The organism is Desemzia sp. AGC72 (assembly GCF_057334175.1).
Map to the genome: position 1 here is coordinate 383829 of NZ_JBHFIG010000021.1, position 19486 is coordinate 403314.

The following is a 19486-nucleotide window of genomic DNA, read 5'->3' on the forward strand; positions in this document are numbered from 1 at the left end:
ATTCTTATCTCCTTGCTGTTTCTTCTTTGAGCTGATCCTCAAACTGACTCATACTGCGATTAGCACGCCCTAGTAACACTAGAAACAATTGCTTCTCATCAGTTGGCCAACCCCTTAAAATATACCCTAATTGCTGTTCAATCTCAAAAAGCAAAGTGTTTGTCAGTGTCAATGCTTCTTTGGTAAGAGATAAGTAAGAAAAACGTTTATCGTTGCCGACCTCTTTCAACAACCAACCTTTTTTGCCTAGCGCATTGACCTGACGACTTAAAGTAGATTTATCTAATGAGGTGATAGCAGTCAATTCTTTCAACGTCTTTTTTTCATCTTTAATCGTTTTCATAATTAGAAAAGCAGATTGATTAACACTATGTTTAGATAGAACTGTTTGCATCAATTTACGGTAATGATTGTGAAATTCTTCCATTTTAATTAATAAGTCATGACTGGAAACTTCATAGTCCATTTGGTTGATCATCCTTTCGATAGTAAGTATGAATACGCTATTTGTATGTAGCAACTATATAGGAATTAAAAGTTAAAAGCAATATTTATCCAGAGCAACATCAACTATTTTATTTGATTAACAACAGCACTCAAGGAACTCGACTTCATAGAGCCGAATTCCTTGAGGTTTCTGCATTATTTAGTTGTTGCATGTTTCAATCAATTGGAACAATTACCTTACCCTAACAATAGTTCATTTGAAAATTGATTGCCATCTGTAGCTTTTTGGAACAATTCCATCACGTCTTGAACAGTCAATTGAGCTTTTTCTTTCCCATAAACATCCACCACTACTTGGCCTCTGTTCATCATGATCATCCGATTTCCGTAATGCAATGCGTCTTGCATATTGTGAGTGATCATTAACGTAGGCAATTGTTCTTGTTTGACCACTTTATTGGTTAAGGCCAAGATCGTCTCGGCTGTTTTGGGGTCCAAAGCGGCTGTGTGTTCGTCAAGCAGCAGCAATTCTGGACGTTTCATCGTCGCCATCAATAATGTGATAGATTGTCTTTGTCCTCCAGACAACAACCCCATTTCCGCTGTCAAACGATTTTCCAGTCCTAATCCAAGCGGCTCTAATAATGATCTGAAATAGTCTTGTTCTTTAGCGGAAGAACCAAACTTAAGGGTTCTCCGCTGTCCCCTTCTTAACGCAATAGCGAGATTTTCTCCTACTGTCATACGAGGCGCTGTTCCCATTAAAGGATCTTGGAACACTCTGCCGACTCTACCAGCTCGACGCTCTTCTTTCAGCTTCGTTACATCGTCATCGTTGATTTTGATTTGTCCGGAATCGACTAAAACATTTCCGGCAATGCTATTCAATAAAGTCGATTTACCTGATCCGTTTCCACCAATGATCGTAATGAAATCTCCTTTATTTACATCTAAAGACAAAGCTTTTAAAACGTGATTTTCATTTGCCGTTCCTTTTTGAAACGTCTTGGAAATTTCTCTTAAATTTAATACAGGCCGGTCAGTCATTATTCCACACGCTCCTTTCCAATGAAGAAGTTCAATTTTAATGCGGTACGAATACTTGGTAATGCTAAACAAATCGCTAATAGAATTGCGGAAATTAATTTCAAGTCATTCGGGTTCAAGCCAATCAAAATAACCAATAAAATGATCAATCGGTAAATGATTGCTCCTAGGATGACACAGATCAAACGGTTGATAAAGGTCAAGTTGCCAAAAACTACTTCACCTATGATAACAGCGGCTAAACCAATAACGATGGTCCCGATCCCCATACTGATATCCGCATAGCCGTTGTCTTGAGCAATCAAACCCCCAGCCATAGCTATGATTCCGTTAGAAAGCATTAGTCCCATGATTTTAGTGCGATTGGTATGGATCCCCATTGCACGAGCCATTTTCTCATTATCTCCAGTTGCGATGACTGCTTGTCCCAATTCTGTTTTAAAAAACAATGCCAACAGAACGATCATAATCACAACAATAACCAACCCTAAAAATATAGCATCGAATTGGTTGGGCAAATTTAAAGATTCAAAAATATCTGTTACACGTTCCTGTCCCAATAAACTTAAATTTGCCCGATTCATAATACGCAAATTAATCGAATACAAACCCGTCATCGTTAAAATTCCGGCTAGTAAACCTGGGACATTTCCTTTAGTGATCAAAAATCCGGTAATGGAACCTGCCAACATACCGACTAAAAAGCTGATAAAAGTGGCTAGAAATGGGTTCATTCCATTAATGATCAGTTGAGTGGTGATGGCTGCCCCTAAGGGAAAAGAACCTTCTGCCGTCATGTCTGGTAAATTCAAAATACGATAAGTAATAAAAATGCCTAATGCCATTGTTCCCCACAAGAGACCTTGCGAGGTTGCCGTTACGATTAAGTCCATATATGATTCCCTCGTTTCGCTTTTCTAGTCTATGTTGACTGCTTGTTCTAAAATGTTTTGCGGAATAGTGATGCCTAGCTCTGCGGCTTTTTCTTGGTTGATAAAAATATCTCCTTGTTCCAAATACTGGATTGGACTCGTTGCCGGTTCGATTTCGCCTTTTAGAATAGCTGCGGTCATTTTACCAGTCAATTTGCCTAGTTCGTATTGGTTCAACCCTACAGTTGCTAGTCCACCTTGTTCTACCATCGTATCTACAGCTGGAATGATCGGAATTCCCTCAGCATCTGTCGCTTCTACGAGTGTATTCATTGCGCTTGCGATCGTGTTGTCTGTTGGAACCCATACAGCATCTACTTGAGAAGCTAAAGCAGCACCAATCTGAGCAACATCATTTGTTGAGGATACCGTCATTGTCGTCGTTTCAAAACCTAATTCTTTTGCCAATTCTTCAGCTTGTTTTCCTTGTACGATGGAGTTGTCTTCACTGGAGGAATACAAGATACCAATGTTTTTGGCATCTGGCAGCAAGTCTTTCAATAAATTCAATTGCTCTTTTATAGGAGTCGCATCACTGACACCAGTAATGTTTCCACCAGGTTGTTCATTGCTGGCCACTAAATTAGAAGCTTCAGGATCTGTAATAGCACCTAGAACGATTGGTATGTCAGACGAGGCATTTGCCAAAGCCTGAGCAGCCGGTGTGGCGATTCCGATCATGATATCTGCGTTTCGACTCACAAATCTAGTGCTCATTGAGTTTAAGTTACTTTGATCTCCTTGAGCATTTTGGAAATCCAAGACCATCGTTTCTCCGTCTACAAATCCTTCTTCACTCAATGAATCGATGATTCCTTGGGTAATCAAGTCTAAAGCGGGATGACTTGTAAGCTGCAAAAGCCCAACTACTGGCAAGTCTTTTTGAGCTGTTTCCGTTGTCGTACGCAAACCGGAAATAAAAGCATAAGTTAATAAAATCGTTAAAATAGCGATGAAGCCAATCATTTTTTTCATGTCATTTCCTCCTTGAATTTAATATGCTGGTACATCAACTTGGCTTCGCCATCGTTTAGTCAGCCTGAGCATGTGTTATCCCCCTTCAAATAAATAAAAAAAGAAACAGTCTTCGCCTAGGAGCGGGACTGTTTCTTGACAAACAAAAACCCGCATAGAATAAAAGTTACTCTATGCGGGTATGCTTTGATCGTAGACTCAAATAAACCAACATAGATACAAGTTCAGTTCACTGAAGGTTGTATCCATGATTTTTCATAAATCAACCTATCTATTTTGGCTTTGCCAATCCATATGTAATTGTTGGACAGTGCGATAGTGTTGGTTCATGTTGAATCTCCTCTTCGTTAAAATGATAGTAAATCAATAGTACGCTTCCAGTTAATAACTGTCAAGCCCAAAATCAGACTTTCTTTTGATCAATGATAGAAATAGACCGTTCTCTCTTTAACCGGTTGTAATGGGCGATTAGTCTGACCAATTACTTTCTCAAATGCTTTAACAAAGTCAGTCGGTAGAGAAATAGGCTGTTTCATAACAATCCACGTGACAGGTCCCATTGTAGGCGGTGTCGTCAAAGATCCGCTGTAATGATAAAAAGATGAATCTTCAGGGATCAGTACATTTAAATCCAGATTAAGCGTGTAGTGTTTTTTTAGTGAGTCTTCTTTCAAAAATCGATCGTACAGGTCTCCTGATAAAGGTGATACAGCACCATAATCCGATTCGCCCATGACACCGCACACCAATATTTGATCATCGGCAGAACGATACACAAAATGGATCTCCAATTCGAAAGAATGGTCATCTATCGTATGTTCACTCGGTAAATGCGCATGGATATCTTGCAATGCATACAATGTATCCTGGAATACTACAGAAGCTTCGTTACCCTCTGCTGGCGATAAATGGACTGTATGATTGTAAAAATCAGTTTTTATTTTGATTTTTTCTTTTTTAAATAAAATCGTATCGTCTTTTTTAGGTTCTTGACGAGTTGCTGCTGTGTTTAAAGGGATAGGAGATTGCCATGAGGCTTCCTCTTCTGCCCTTTTAAAGTCTGTACATAATCGGCTCCAATACTCTGGACCGTTTTGTCCTTGGTAACTCCATTCCATTTTTTACACCTCTTTTTTGTTAAAACAAGGTATATTGTACCCAATAAGCCTTATTGATTTCAAGTGATTTTACTTTTCGGTTAAAAAACAAAGCGGCTTCGCTATTTTTGAGACATTAAAAATGATATACTCTTTAATAGACAAATTATCTCCCGCAGTAAGGGCAGATAAGAATGAATAGTTAGAAAGAAGGGATACACATGTCATTTGATGGCGTTTTTACCCATGCAATGGTCGCTGAATTAAAAGAGGCTTTGGTGAATGGAAGAGTTTCAAAAATTCATCAACCTTACCAAAATGAATTGATCCTCGCTATACGAGCTAATGGAAAGAATCAAAAAGTGCTTTTATCTGCGCATCCCAGCTATGCCCGTATTCAGTTGACGAACATTCCTTACGAGAATCCGGATACGCCTCCTCAGTTTTGTATGATGGCGCGTAAACATCTGGAAGGAGCTGTACTAGAAAATATCGAGCAAGTTGAAAATGATCGGATCATCAAATTCCTTTTCAAAAGTCGCGACGAGGTCGGAGACATCCAAAATGTGATGATGGTCGTTGAATTGATGGGAAGACACAGCAATATTTTCATTATCGAACAAGATACGATGCGCATTTTAGATGCGATCAAACACATTCCCAGCAGCCAGAATTCTTACCGCTTGATCATGCCGGGAACCACTTATGTCGAACCGCCTCATCAAGATAAATTGAATCCATTTACTATGGCTGATGAAGATTTTCCAGCTGACTTAGTAATGACTGATGAGATGTCATTTGAAAAAAGTATCCAAAGTCATTTTCAAGGAATCGGAACGGATACAGCTAAGGAATTAGCTTTCTTGGCTCAAAAAGACCAAACTCAGTTGCCGGAAGTTTTTCATCGTTTCTTCAGTACGATCAAGGAATACCAGCTTCAACCGACAAAAACAAATGTAGACAATAAAGAATGGTTCACACCAGTACCGTATGCTTCTTTGGCTGGTGCTGAAACCCACTTTTCTTCTCTTAGCGAATTGTTGGATGATATTTACCGCAATAAAGCGGAAAAAGACAGAGTAAAACAACAAGCAGCTAACTTATTCCACATTTTGCAGACTGAATCTTCACGAAACAAGAAAAAATTGGCGAAGTTGCAGCGTACATTAGATGAGACGGAACAAGCGGATGATTACCGCATCAGAGGCGAGATCCTGACTGCTTATTTGCATGAATTGACGAAGGGTCAAGAATCGGTAGAATTGCAAAACTTCTACGACGATAACGAACCCATAATGATTACACTGGATCCAAGAAAAACCCCTTCACAAAATGCACAAAAATACTTTTCAAAATACCAAAAATTGAAAAATGCCGTTATTTATGTAACAGAACAAATGGCACAAACAAGAGATGAAATCGACTATTTAGATTCTATTACAACTCAATTGGAATTAGCTACTCCTAAAGATGTTGCTGAAATCCGTGAAGAACTGATCCAAGAAGGCTACTTGAAGAAAAAAACGAAAAAGAAACAGAAAAACCAAAAATCCAGCAAACCGGATCAGTACAAATCAACTGACGGAACAACGATTTTAGTTGGAAAAAACAATCTCCAAAATGACCAATTGACGCTAAGAACAGCTCGCAAAACAGATATTTGGCTGCATACGAAAGATATTCCTGGTTCACATGTCATCATTCAAGACAGTGATCCAAGCGAAGAAACGCTCTTAGAAGCAGCCAACATTGCGGCCTACTTCTCCAAATCTAGATTATCCTCTTCTGTTCCAGTAGACTATGTGGACGTTAAAAAAATCCGCAAGCCAAATGGAGCTAAACCCGGTTTCGTGATTTATGAAGGACAACAAACTCTTTATGTTACTCCAGACGAAGAACTGGTTGAACGCTTAAAAGCATCGTCTTAAACGGATATACCAAAAAAGCACTCAATGAATTTTGTTCATTGAGTACTTTTTTTGTGACTTTGTATGCTTGAATTGCCAAAATTCCATCTTGCTCTACTTTCAAACTCAGTTTAAAAACTATAATCAGTATTCAAATAAAAGGTCCCTGATCTCATCATTTCTAACATTGATGAGATCAGGGACTTTCAAAGTATTCTTTTTTGGTAATAAAGTTTTAGTTGGCTAGTTTTTGAATCAGGACATGGTTTTCTCCGTCCACTTCTTCTACGGCCACTTTCACTTGTTCATCCAATGATGTAGGAATATTTTTACCAACAAAATCAGCACGTATAGGCAATTCTCTATGTCCTCTATCGATCAAAACAGCTAACAAGATTTTTTCAGGACGCCCGATATCCATCAAAGCATCTAAAGCTGCGCGGACTGTTCTTCCAGTGTAAAGAACGTCATCCACTAAGACAACTTGTTTACCTTCAATAGAAACAGGCATAGTTGCCCCCTTCACTTCAGGATCTGTGTCTCGACTCGTGTGGACATCGTCTCGATATAACGAGATATCCAATTCTCCCATCGGTACTTCTACGCCTTCTAATTGTTGTAGCTTTTCTGCGATGCGTTGAGCGATAAAAATCCCTCTCGTTTTGATACCGACCAAAACGATATTATCTACCCCTTTGTTGCGCTCGATGATCTCATAAGAGATACGCGTTAAAGCTCGACCCATTGCAGCTGCATCTACTACTTCTACTTCAGACTGATAAGCCATCGTATTCCTCCATTCTTTTGCTTGTTATGATAATTGTTACTCTGTAATATTGCGCAATTTATTGAGAGTTTCTTCAAATATCTCAGGAATGTCTTTTTCAAATATCATCATTTCATTGTTTTTAGGATGTTTGAAGCCTAATTTTTTAGCATGTAAAAATTGACCTTTTCCAGGCAATGTTTTACGAGGTCCGTACACTGGATCTCCTGCAACTGGGTAACCAATGTATTTCATGTGTACACGAATCTGATGTGTACGCCCAGTTTCCAGTGTTAGAGAAACTAAGGTAAAATCTTTGAAGCGTTCTAGGACTTTAAAATGTGTCACGGCTTCTCTTCCTCCGTCAACAATATCTTGTTTTTTACGGTCTAATTTTGAACGGCCTAAAGGCGCATCAATTGTTCCTTTTTCATGAGGAATGACGCCATGTACTAGAGCTACATATTCACGAATACTGGTTTTATCTTTTAATTGTGCCGCCAATTTTTCATGAGCCAAGTCATTTTTTGCGACCATCAGCAATCCGGATGTGTCTTTGTCAATTCTATGGACGATTCCTGGACGGATTTTCCCATTGATTCCTGACAAATCATGGATATGGTATAGCAATGCATTTACTAATGTTCCATTAGGATGACCTGCGGAAGGGTGAACAACCATTCCTTGAGGTTTATTGATCACGACCACGTCTTCATCTTGGTACACGATTTCCAAAGGAATGTTTTCTGCTGCTACATCTAATTCTTGCAATTCAGGTTCAGTAATCTTGACCTCGTCGCCGACTTGAACTTTGTAATTCGTTTTTACAGCTTCATCATTTACCAGCACATATCCGTCTTTGATCCACAATTGGATCGCTGAACGCGTTTTGTCGGGGATGATCTCAGCTAATACTTTGTCGATTCTTCCCTTTTGCTGCTTTATTGTAATTTCATATTCATTTGTCATGCTTGTAAACTCCTTTTTTAGTTAACCCGTTTGTTTTTTCTTTTTCTCATTTCTTTCATCTGCAAAGACATAAACTACCAATAACACGACTCCCACGGATAATAAACTGTCTGCAAGATTGAATATTGGAAAATTAATGAACTCCAATTTGATCATATCAACGACATACTGCAATCTCAAGCGATCTATAAAGTTCCCGATCGTTCCAGCTAGGATAAAAGTTAACGCCCATGAGAATAAGCGGTCTCCTTTTCCATACTTCTGCATGTTATAAACCAGCACTACAAGAACGACTGTTGTTACGATATAAAAGAACCACATTTGTCCTTCTAATATACTCCAAGCAGCCCCATCATTTTGAATATATGTCCATGACAATACTCCTGGGATGAATTCAATTGTTTCATACAACGCAATATTGTCGACGGTAAGTATTTTTGTCCATTGATCTAAGCCCACCATCAAAACAGCTAAGATATAATATATATACATTTCAAACCCTCACTTCACTCTCTAATCATAACACATTCCTATTTTACATGATTCTGGAGGTAAGAGACAGGTTTATTTTTAAAAGCACATATGAATAGCCTTTCAATTTATGGCATAAATATGAGAACTTCTCGAAAAAGCAGCTTTTCCTTTGGTGATGAGAAAAGCGTTTGCTATAATTAATCCAAGTTCGTATTTAGCGAATGAAACATACGTCAAGTCATAAAGGGAGTTAGACAATGAAAAAATTACTTAGCGCTGTAGGTTTGCTTGGAATAAGCACTGCTTTAGCTGGTTGCGAGACTGGTTTTGCACAAGCAGAAGACATTACTGCTCAAATTGAGACAGATGAGAGTACGATCGTAGAAAAACTGAATGCTATTACTTCCAAAGAATCTTCTGTACAAACCGAATTTGAAAAAACATTAACGGAAGATGAGAAACTTAGCACATTAAAAGATGGATCAGCTTCCATTTTTGATAATATTGAAACACGTCAAACTGATTTGGATAGTTTGAAAGAATCCAGTGACAACTTAAAAAGTCATTTAGACGAATTGACTGCAATCGATAGCAAAGAGTTACCTGATGAAGAACTGACAGCTGTGGAAGATAATCTAAAAACAGTTAAAAGTACATTGGATCAGTTTATTGAGCAATACAGTGGTTCTTTGGAAAATCAAGAAAAATATTTCCAATCGCTCACTGCTGAAGATGCTACATATCAAACTTTAGAATCAGGTATTGAGCAAATCAATGACAATCATGCGGGAACGAATGAACTATTGATCCAATTAGATGATCAATTGGTCCAATTACAAACTTCTCGTACTGAAGCGACCGCTGCTTTAGAAGAATCACAAAAATAAACCGATGAGGAGGCTGAAAGATGAAACACAAATTAGTAGCTTTTGCATTATTCAGCACCGTCCTACTGGCAGGGTGCAACCAAGAAACGGCTGAAGAAACTGACGAATCTTCTTCTATTGCTTCAAGTGAAATAGCGGAACAAGAAAGCTCATCGGAGTCAACAGCTGAATCAGAATCAGAAGAGCCTGTTGAAGAAGATGTAGAATATCGTTACCAAGTGAATCAAACCAATTATGCTATTGAACCGATTGCTGAATCAGCTGGAGAAGAAAAAGTCGCTCTGCTGACTTTTGATGATGCACCAGACAAATACAGCGTGGAGATTGCCCGTAAATTGAAAGAAATCGATGCACCTGCTATATTCTTCGTAAATGGGATGTACATAGAATCTGACGAAGGAAAAGAAGCATTAAAAGAAATTTATGAATTAGGATTTGAGATTGGCAACCATACTCAAACTCATCAAAATTTGCAAAACATTTCTCCTGAGGAACAAGAAGCTGAAATCTTAGAGACCAGTCAATTGATCGAAGAAGTCACTGGTCAAAAACCGCGCTTCTTCCGTGCCCCTCATGGTGCGAACACAGATGTTTCCAGAGAAATCGTTGAAGCAGAAAACATGACGTTGATGAATTGGACGTTTGGATATGATTTCCAACCCGGTTATCAAGATGCAGAATCATTGATCGATATTACGTTGAATACCGAATTATTGTACAACGGAGCCAATATTTTAATGCATGATAGAGAATGGACAAATGAAGCAATCCTTCCGATCATTGAAGGCTTAGAAGAACAAGGCTACAGTTTTGTAGACCCTACATTGATTGCTTCACCAGAAAGCGAGGAAGAGTAAGATGAAAAAACACCGTTTAAAATGGTTTATTCCAGTTTCGGCTGCGTTATTGATGGCTGCTTTTTCGACTGAAGCAACTGCAGAAGAAAAAACTGAAACACAATTATTAACGATTCACAATGAATCTTTATTGACGATTCCTGAGAAGTTTCCTAGCCAATTCGCTTACGACAGCGGGATTAATATTGCTTATCCCGAAGATGGCGTTAAAGGGATTTATTTGACGGGTCATTCGGCAGGCGGTGCCCGCTTAGCAAACTTGACTCAGCTATTGAACGACACCGAGTTGAACGCAATGGTTATTGATGTAAAAGACGATTTCGGCGATATGACATTCGATTTGAAATCTGATAACCCATTGATCAAAGAAAATACTCAAAATTACGTTTCTGACCCTGCTCAAATGATGAAACATATGGAAGAACACCAAATCTACCCTATTGCTCGTGTAGTAGTGTTTAAAGATACTCGTTTAGCAGAAGCTCGTCCAGAATTGAGTTTCACGCATGATGACGGTTCAGTATGGAAAAACGGACGTGGAGAAAGTTTTGTTAACCCATTCTCTCAAGAAGTTTGGGAATACAACGTAGAGATCGCTAAACAAGCCGCTAAAATGGGCTTCAAAGAAATTCAATTTGACTATGTCCGTTTCCCTGAAGGATTCGAGACTCGTTCTGATGAATTGAAGTATACTTACGGTGACTATCAAGAAAAAGGGCTGGATGATATTCAACAACGTGTAGAAGCCGTAACGGACTTTGTGAAATATGCTAAAAAAGAATTGGAACCTTATGGTGTAGAAGTTTCTGTAGATATTTTCGGATACTCTGCTACTGTTCCTGAAGCACCTGGTATTGGGCAAAACTTCTCTAAGATCTCAGAAAACGTAGATGTGATTTCTTCTATGATTTACCCAAGTCACTGGGGTTCATATTTTGGAATAGCTAAACCCGATTTGGAACCGTACAAATTAGTCTCTGAATACATGAAAGTCGAAAATGACGTATTAGGCAAATTAGATACTCCACCTCAATCTCGTCCATGGCTGCAAGATTTCACGGCTTCTTATTTAGGAGCTGGAAACTACAGAGAATATGGACCAGCAGAAATCGAAGCTCAAATCAAAGCCTTGAAAGAAGCCGGTGTCAATGAGTTCTTATTATGGGACGCAGGCAACACTTACACTAGAGGCGTTAATTACGATTTAGAATAACCATAAAAAAAGAGACTGGGAAAATAAATTTTCTCAGCCTCTTTTTATTTATATTCATTTCTCTTTCGCATTCCATAGCTATTTTACTACGTGTTTAGGATGGATAATGTTATTTTCTGCTTCTGTATCAAAAGACAAAAGTTCTCATTAATTCTGCAATAATGAATCCAGAGATAAGCCCTCCTATCATAATCCGCCAATTTTCTTTAAAAAACTTTTTCATATGCATCCTCCTCCTGTTTTCACCTAACCTAAAAATAACACAAAACATCTAATCATCTTAAAATCGAGTCCTATATGACAAAATAGACAACGATCAGCAACTTGATAATTAAGTTGCTGTTCGTTGTCTTATGTGAGTTTATAGATTTTTAGAAAACTGCTTTTACCTTAACCTCTCGTTACTTTTGAAATCATTTCACTTCTACTACGCTTGCGTTGTCCAACAAGCATAAATAAACGGCTGTGACGGGTTTGTCTAGGATGGATTCCAAGGCAGACTTATACAAAAGCAATTGCCCTTTGTATTTGTTGAGCATCTCTTCTTCTGCTCGTTCTTTAAACCGCTCTAAACGGTCAGTTTTGTAATCGAACAAGATTACATGGTCAGAATATTCGATGTATCCATCAATGATCCCATGTATCAGAACCTTATCTTTCACACTGTCATCCATATCGGAAAAAATAGATGATGCGCTCATCAATAAAGAAAAGACTTTTTCTCTCTTAACGTATTCGGCATCTTTCACAATCAATTCCCCGACTGGTGTAGTGAAAAAGGCGACGATTTTTTCGGCTTCAATTCGTTTAGCGGTCTCTTCTTGCAGCAAACCTCTCTCGATTAGTTCAGCAATCAACGTACGAACAGATTCAAGCGTCGGTGTTTGGTGTAAATCGATCGATTGCAGTACCAAATGAGTCGCTGTCCCAATCTCCACACTTGTTGGAGCTGTCGTTTCCGTTAAGAATGTGGGCCTTCTCAATTTGTCTTCTGTATATCGATTTTGATTTATGGGTTGACTGATATCAATTTTCGCCAGTTGTCCTTCATGAGGCTCTTCAAACATACGCTTAATTTCAGATACAGATTGATAACTCGTTGTATGAGTTGCAGCTTGATGAGCGTACTTATGCTCCAATAGTCGTTTGACTTCCTTAAACTCTTGATGCAAAGGATCACTCAGTTCTACAACTGGAGCGGCTTCTAATTGCTCCAACCATTTTACAGCATCAAAATCTACTTCTAATGCTTCATTTTGCTGAAGCAGTTCTTTTTCATTCGTAAAATGAACACTGAATGATGCAGGGTGTTTTTGTACTTCTCCATTTTTAGCCGTAATGTGCAAGAAGTCATTCTGGGTGTTTGGATGACGGACGATCGCCAACCCAATCCATTTCATCAGACTATTGGCTGTTAAGCGCAAGTCGCTCGGCAATACGGTTTGTTGATGAGAGCTGACGACGCCCCAATCTTTCCAAGCGGCTTCTTCATTTTTATAGGAACCGACTAAATACAGTTTTTCTTCTGCTCGAGTCAAGGCTACATATAATTTACGCATTTCTTCCGCCAATAATTTTTTCTTTTTCTCTACTTTTAATACTGTTTCTGGAAGAGTAGTAAAACGGACTCTCTTTTGTAAGTCTTTGTACTCTGTTCCTACTCCCAAATGTTCATTGAACACATAACTGTTCATCGTGTCTTGCAAGTTGAACCTCTTCGTCAAATCTAAAACAAAAACGACTGGAAATTCCAATCCTTTACTCGCATGGATTGTCATAATCCGCACGGCGTTCTCATCTTCAGAAAGAGCGGTTGGTTCAGCTAAGTCTTTATCTTTTTGCTGCATTTTTTCGATAAAGCGGACAAACTGAAACAATCCTTTAAAGCTTGTCTGTTCGTAACTAGCTGCTCGTTCGTATAACGCATGCAAATTGGCTTTTCGCTGTCTTCCGGAAGCCATTCCGCCGACATAATCCAAGAAGTCAGTTTCTTGATAAATACTCCAGATCAGCGTCACGATAGATCCCCGACGAGCAATTTCTCTCCACGTATTCATTCGCTCTAAAAATAAACCAATTTTTTCATACAAGCGATCTGTAAAAGAGGTTTCTTTCGTCGTTCCAGGGTATTCACGGTAAAACGTTAAAACGGCATCATAGTAGTCGCCTGTTTTCTTCGTGATCCGAATATATGCCATTTCCCTTTCGTTCAGTCCTACTAGAGGTGAACGCAGCACACTAGCCAATGGTATATCTTGATACGGATTATCAATGACTTTCAACAACGACATCATAATCGTCACTTCAGTCGTCTGGAAATAATTTTGTGTATCATTTACCAATAAAGGAATGCCTAATTGTTTAAACAAAGCTTGAACCGTCGCGTTATTTTTCTTAGTCGGTGTCAATAGCACGATATCTGAATACTGGATTGGACGGTGAGTTTTATTCTTTTTATCGTAAATCGGGAATCCATCATCCACCAGCGATTTGATTTTTTGTCCGACCATCATCAATTCGCCTTCTGTTTTTGTTTCGATTCCGAACTCGTCCATCTCTTCTTCCAGTTCCGTTTCGTCTTCGGTTTCTTTTTCAAATATAAGAATCTCTGGCTGATGAGTTTGGGAAGCAGGAAAATCAGTAAATCCTTGGACCAATTTGGCCGCTTCATCGTACTCCATTTGTCCAACCGATTTATCCATCAATTGTATGAACAATAAGTTGATGAATTGAAGGACTTCTCCTCGGGAACGGAAATTATCCGCTAAGATGATTCGCTCACCGTCTTGGTTTTTTCCATAAGATTCGTATTTTTTCAAAAACAATCCAGGATCAGCTAGACGGAACGAATAAATGGACTGTTTAACATCCCCCACCATAAAGAAATTTCCGAAATCTGTTTCTTGCTGAGTCAGCCAGTACAATATATTCTCTTGCAGTTGGTTGACGTCTTGGTACTCATCTACCATCACTTCTTTAAACTTATCTCTATAATGCATACTCGCTTCAGTCGGAGTCCATGTCCCCTCATCAAATTGCGCTAAGATATTTAACGTCAAATGTTCCAAGTCATTAAAATCAAGCAAATTCCGTTCTCTTTTTCTAGCTGTATAAGCTGTAGAAAAGAGTTGCGTCACTCGGCTCATCTCTTTGATCAAAGGCACGGTTTTGTGCATCAACTCGATTTGATCTGCCAGAGGTGCTGCGAAATATTCATCTTTCATTGTTTGATACCGTTTTTTATTCTGATCGCGAATTGACTTCATATCTTGTGCGACTTCTTTGATTTCTTCATCGGCATTCTTTTTAGGACTCTTCCATCGAGCAAATTCAAATGAACGCATCGACTGATAGATTGCTTCGACATTCCCCTCATTCAGCAAGTGCAGCAATTCAGTAATATGATTGCCTTCTGCTTCCAACAGTTCTTTATTGGCGCTAAGGTCATCACTGTTCTCGCCCATACTGATTGCGTAGTTGTATTGTTCTTCAAGCCCAACTAAGATTTCTCTAATTTGAGGTTTGAGTAATTCAGTAAATAACGTACTGGTTGTAAAAGAAGCTTCATCGACTTCATATAAGTCTCCTAAATGTTCCAGCCATAATTCCGGATTGGGATTGGCACGAGAAAATTCAAACAATGAAAAGACTAGATCTTGTAGTCCGCTGTCGGTACGGTCATTTGAATACGTACTCGTCAATGTCTTGAATAAACTGTCTTCTTCGCCGTATAGTTCTTCTCTGACATCGTTCCATACATCTTCTTGCAATAAGACGATCTCGGTCGAGTCCGTCAGCAAACGAAACACAGGATCTAAATCGATCAAGTAGTAATACCGGCGGATGACTTGTAAACAAAACGAGTGAATCGTACTGATCGAAGCTTGAGACAACATCGGGATTTGTTTGACGAGATGTCTTTTTTGACTAATCAAACTTTCGCCAGTGATCGCTTTTTGTAAAGCAGATTGGATACGCTCTTTCATTTCTCGAGCTGCTGCATCTGTATAAGTTACAATCAGCAGTTCGTCCACATTTGTTCCTGCTTTGACTTTTTCGATCACTCGTTCAACTAAAACAGTCGTTTTTCCGGAACCGGCAGAAGCAGAGACCAATAAATTAGTCCCGGCATCGTAGACGGCTTGCCATTGGTCATCTGTAAAACGACTATTTTCAGGTTTTAAGGGTAATTCTCTCATTTTACAGCAGTCCTCCTTCTCGTTTCATGCGTTCCAGTATCTCTTCCATACTTAATTTTTCCATTCGGCGGTATTTATTTTCTGTATACAAAGCGGCATCAAAGAACGAAACAGCTTTCAAAGGGCCGTTGACAGAAGAGATAAATGAACTTTTCTCTTTGATTGGACTCAATCGCGTATCTCCTTTGATAATATTGTTTCCGGCTTCAATGATTTTTTGTTTATTGAAGTTCAGTAACGTCTCAATATCATCTAGGGTCACAAATTTGTTGGACTTCATTGTCCCTTTAGCCAACTGTTCAAATGGATAGATCAGCGATTTTTTCTTCGGTTCAACCGTCAGATCCAACGCATCCAGCATGTCTTCATCATCGAGTAAAAATCCGTCCATTTTGTACAGCTTCAATAAAGATTCTCGGTACGAATCTTCATCGCTGAACGTTCCTTCTTTAAGGAAAGGATTTTGTACTTGCAGGTAAAAAGCACCAGCCGGAACAGCTTTTTTGCCGATCAATTCATCGGAATGTTCTACGGCAATATCTAAATACGTCAGCATCTGCATAGCTAACCCGTAGTAAGCATCAATAAAACTAAACGAGTGTTTACTGGATTTGTAATCGACTACAGATAAGTAATGTTTGTTGTTGATCTCCATTGCATCCACTCGGTCAATTTTCCCTCTCAAATGCAGTTCTCCGCCATTATCCAATGGGAAAACATGTCCTTCGATCCCCTTTTGAGCAGCGATTCGTCCAAACAGCACTTCTGTTTTCGCGTTTTCCATATTGGTCCGTCTGCTTTGATGTTGAATCGCCCATGCTACTCGCTTGATGGTATTGGCTAGCTGCTCGCGAATGTAATGCATGCGATTGGACGCTGATAAAATTTGGTACTTGTTTTTAGAGACCAGTGATTCCAATACTTCTTCTGTTAATCGCTCCAGAGCTTGATTATCCAGTTGATCAAATGTCACATCTCGGTCGATCAGCGTTTTGAACAGCAGATCCAAGGCTTCATGGAAGTATTCTCCCGTTCCAGCCGGTGATAATTCGAAGACATTACGTTCCCTTAGCTTCAATCCGTACGTCAAAAAGTGAGAAAACGGATCAGCGTAATACGATTCAAGCTGAGAAACGGATAAATACAGGTCTTTTCCATATAATTTTTCTGCCAGATCTTCTGTCAATGGAATCGGGATATTTTTTTGACGCAAGCTCTCCACAAGACGCTTGAATCGCTTAGCTGTGCGGTCGTTGTTTTTAAAATACAAGTACAGCATTTTCCAAAACGGATGTAAATCATCTTGGCTGTCTTGCGCTTTTCTCAATACCATTAAAAGTTGTCCCATAGTTGCTTCTCGAGAACCGATAAAAGACAGCACCGTTTCTTTGGTCAATTCTGTCAGTGAAGTAATGTCCGCTTGTTTAGATTGGATCTTCAATGAAAAATGATCTGCGATTCGCTGAACATATGGAGACAGTTTTGGACTTTCTTTTGCTTCGCTGCTGGTTGGGTAAGTCAAATACAATTTATCTGAAGAATCAAGAAAGGCTTGGTACGCAATAAAAGGTTCAGCAGCCATTTGAGATTCAACAGAAGGTTTCAAGTATTTCTCTTCCGTTGCGAGATAGCCTTCGATCAACGAACGGTCTTCTTCTGTCAGCATCGTCTTGTTTTCTGCTTTGATCGGCAAATTGACATTAGTCATTCCGAGAATAAATGTCACTTTAGCCGTACCGATCCTAGTTCCGGCTAACCCTGAAAAGATTACTTGATCAATCGTTGGAGGGACAATACTGTAAGAAGCATTCTCAAACCCAGTAATCAAGATCATACGGAAGCTTTCTTCGTCAAATTCTTGCTCCCCTAATACTTCCACATATTCATCTAACATCTCGGTAAACACTTGCCACACTTGTTCGTGTCTTCGTGCCCCTTCCAAATCCTCTTGTTCGATCAATTGATCACGCCAGAACAACAGTTGTTCCGGAACACCATTAGACTCTAAAAATTGATAAAGAATACGGGCAGCATCCATACTTGTCTCAGCTTTATCCAGACGTTTAAAAAACGGAACCAATGTGTGATTTAGAAAATCTTTGATTTGATTGGCTGTCTGTTCAAAAATGACATCTGCATCTGATTGGAAATCCGTTTCGTCATAATGGAACCGCGTATATTTCCATGGGTCTTTTTTCGTCCAATGGTAACCTTCGTATCCATAAGCCAGAACGACATTTTCTGTAATATCTACTGCATCTCTATATTGTTGCGCATGTTTTATGAATTGTTTTGTGCGTACCAGACGATCAGTATTCAATGGCGCTGTAAAAGCCGGCAAGAACAATTCCGTTCTTAAAAAACGCATCACATCTGAATAACGCCAATTGTTCTTCTTAATCGCAAATAAAGCGTCTAATAATTCACTTAATGGATGGTGAGACATGACTTCTGCACTATCGAAAAACGTTTCGATATGATGCTTGTCAAATGTTGGTTCCAGAAGCGTACGGTATTCCTCTGGGTTACGCGCCAAAACTAGAATGTCTTTGTATCGGTATTTCCCGCTGGCGACCAATTTGATGATTTCAGTAGCCACATGATTGACTTCTGCTTGTTTGTTTTCAGCTCCCCATACTTCGATACACTCGCCCATCGTAGAATGGTCTGCTATTTGTTTCGATTGAACGGGAGACAATTCGTTGCTTTCGATCCAATATTCTTCTAACTGATTAAGTTCTCCGCAATAGTGATTGTTTTTTGAAGAGATGATGTTGTCTAAGTAAACTTTGATCCCATTATTACGGGCAGCTTGATAGATTTTGTAATACGTCGTTCCTGTTACTCGGAACAGACTTAATAAATCCGGTTTTTCAGTCGGATAGGGCTTGTCTAACGTCAATGCTATCGTCACTTTCTTGGCTTGCTGCATCAGAGCCAAAATAAGCTCTTGTTCTTGGGCCGTAAACTGATAAAATCCTTCGATATAAACATAGGTATCTGACATGTCCATATTACGGACTTTGTCAATAAGTGCAGTGATCACATCTTCTGACTCGATGTATTTGCCTTTGACTGCTTCTCCATATGCTTGGTAAATCAACGAAATATCTTGCAGTTTCAACTTAAAGTCAGCTTCTTGAGGTGTTTCGCCTAATAAATGCACCATTTGGGCTAAATCTTCTGTTGAGATACGTCCGCTGCGCAATTCGAAAAACAAATCACTCAGTTTTTGGATAAATCCGTTTTTCCGTACTTCGCCTCTATAAATAGTTAAATCTTCTTCATATTGTAGCAATAATTTTCTCAACAGCATTGATAAACCGGTTTGCGTTAATTGAGGTCGAGCATACAGATCTGAATCTTGCAATAAAAACCAAGCTAAACGACTGAAACTGAGGACTTGGACATCCATCATTCCCAGCAATTCTTGGCGATTAAAAGGTTCTCTTTCCCCTAATTCTTTTAAGACCGTCATTTCAGCATCAAATTTGATGTGTTCCGGCACAAGATAAAACACTTTTGTTTCTCTATTTTCATTCAATAGCTCCGAAATTTCATTCAACATGCCATCTCGTTTATCTGTATTGGCTCTTCCTAATTTAAATTGTAATCCCACGAATTTCACCGCCTATTTTTTGACTATTCTTTCTCTATTTTACCATATATCCAACTGTCTAATAACTAAAGAGAACGAAAAAAACAGAACACTTGTC

The 19486-nt window shown here is 39.0% G+C and carries 14 protein-coding genes; 4 read left to right on the forward strand and 10 right to left on the reverse strand.

Going from position 1 to position 19486, the window contains the following annotated elements; translation table 11 throughout:
* Positions 1-4 precede the first annotated feature (4 nt).
* The 5 genes from ACE025_RS10875 to ACE025_RS10895 form a co-directional block, all read right to left on the reverse strand.
* Positions 5-466, reverse strand: coding sequence for a MarR family winged helix-turn-helix transcriptional regulator (locus ACE025_RS10875; RefSeq protein ID WP_485939719.1), 462 nt, complete (start codon positions 464-466; stop codon positions 5-7).
* A 218-nt stretch (positions 467-684) separates the two neighbouring features.
* Positions 685-1494 (reverse strand): ABC transporter ATP-binding protein, encoded by an 810-nt coding sequence (locus ACE025_RS10880; RefSeq protein ID WP_485939720.1) that lies wholly within the window; start codon positions 1492-1494, stop codon positions 685-687.
* A complete protein-coding gene (locus ACE025_RS10885) occupies positions 1494-2387 on the reverse strand; it encodes an ABC transporter permease (protein ID WP_485939722.1) in 894 nt (297 codons plus the stop codon). The genes ACE025_RS10880 and ACE025_RS10885 overlap by 1 nt, the downstream gene beginning before the upstream one ends.
* 24 nt (positions 2388-2411) lie before the next feature.
* Positions 2412-3401, reverse strand: coding sequence for a tryptophan ABC transporter substrate-binding protein (gene trpX / locus ACE025_RS10890; protein WP_485939723.1), 990 nt, complete (start codon positions 3399-3401; stop codon positions 2412-2414).
* Between the two features lie 419 nt (positions 3402-3820).
* Positions 3821-4519, reverse strand: coding sequence for a carbonic anhydrase family protein (locus ACE025_RS10895; protein WP_485939725.1), 699 nt, complete (start codon positions 4517-4519; stop codon positions 3821-3823).
* 200 nt (positions 4520-4719) lie between these two features.
* On the opposite strand from ACE025_RS10895, the gene ACE025_RS10900 reads away from it, so the two are divergent.
* Entirely contained in the window at positions 4720-6426 is a 1707-nt protein-coding gene (locus tag ACE025_RS10900) for an NFACT RNA binding domain-containing protein (protein ID WP_485939727.1), read from the forward strand.
* Positions 6427-6640: 214 nt separating this feature from the next.
* On the opposite strand, the gene pyrR is transcribed toward ACE025_RS10900, so the two are convergent.
* Genes pyrR through lspA form a run of 3 tightly spaced genes read right to left on the reverse strand, consistent with a single transcriptional unit; the run spans position 6641 to position 8632 of the window.
* Positions 6641-7192, reverse strand: coding sequence for a bifunctional pyr operon transcriptional regulator/uracil phosphoribosyltransferase PyrR (gene pyrR / locus ACE025_RS10905; protein WP_485939728.1), 552 nt, complete (start codon positions 7190-7192; stop codon positions 6641-6643).
* 36 nt (positions 7193-7228) lie between these two features.
* A complete protein-coding gene (locus ACE025_RS10910) occupies positions 7229-8140 on the reverse strand; it encodes an RluA family pseudouridine synthase (RefSeq protein ID WP_485939730.1) in 912 nt (303 codons plus the stop codon).
* Between the two features lie 21 nt (positions 8141-8161).
* Complete coding sequence (gene lspA, locus ACE025_RS10915) at positions 8162-8632, reverse strand: signal peptidase II (protein ID WP_485939732.1); 471 nt, start codon at positions 8630-8632, stop codon at positions 8162-8164.
* 239 nt (positions 8633-8871) lie between these two features.
* On the opposite strand from lspA, the gene ACE025_RS10920 reads away from it, so the two are divergent.
* From ACE025_RS10920 to ACE025_RS10930, 3 genes are read left to right on the forward strand one after another with little or no spacing between them, the layout of a single operon-like run.
* A complete protein-coding gene (locus ACE025_RS10920) occupies positions 8872-9501 on the forward strand; it encodes a YkyA family protein (protein ID WP_485939734.1) in 630 nt (209 codons plus the stop codon).
* 20 nt (positions 9502-9521) lie between these two features.
* On the forward strand, positions 9522-10358 hold the full coding sequence (locus ACE025_RS10925; RefSeq protein WP_485939736.1) for a polysaccharide deacetylase family protein: 837 nt from the start codon (positions 9522-9524) through the stop codon (positions 10356-10358).
* A gap of 1 nt (position 10359) precedes the next feature.
* On the forward strand, positions 10360-11571 hold the full coding sequence (locus ACE025_RS10930; RefSeq protein ID WP_485939737.1) for a putative glycoside hydrolase: 1212 nt from the start codon (positions 10360-10362) through the stop codon (positions 11569-11571).
* 413 nt (positions 11572-11984) lie between these two features.
* Here ACE025_RS10930 and addA read toward each other — a convergent pair whose 3' ends face one another.
* The gene (addA, locus tag ACE025_RS10935) at positions 11985-15770 is read right to left on the reverse strand and encodes a helicase-exonuclease AddAB subunit AddA (RefSeq protein WP_485939739.1); all 3786 of its coding nucleotides are present in this window, start codon (positions 15768-15770) and stop codon (positions 11985-11987) included.
* 1 nt (position 15771) lies between these two features.
* Positions 15772-19389, reverse strand: coding sequence for a PD-(D/E)XK nuclease family protein (locus ACE025_RS10940; RefSeq protein WP_485939741.1), 3618 nt, complete (start codon positions 19387-19389; stop codon positions 15772-15774).
* Positions 19390-19486: the final 97 nt, after the last annotated feature.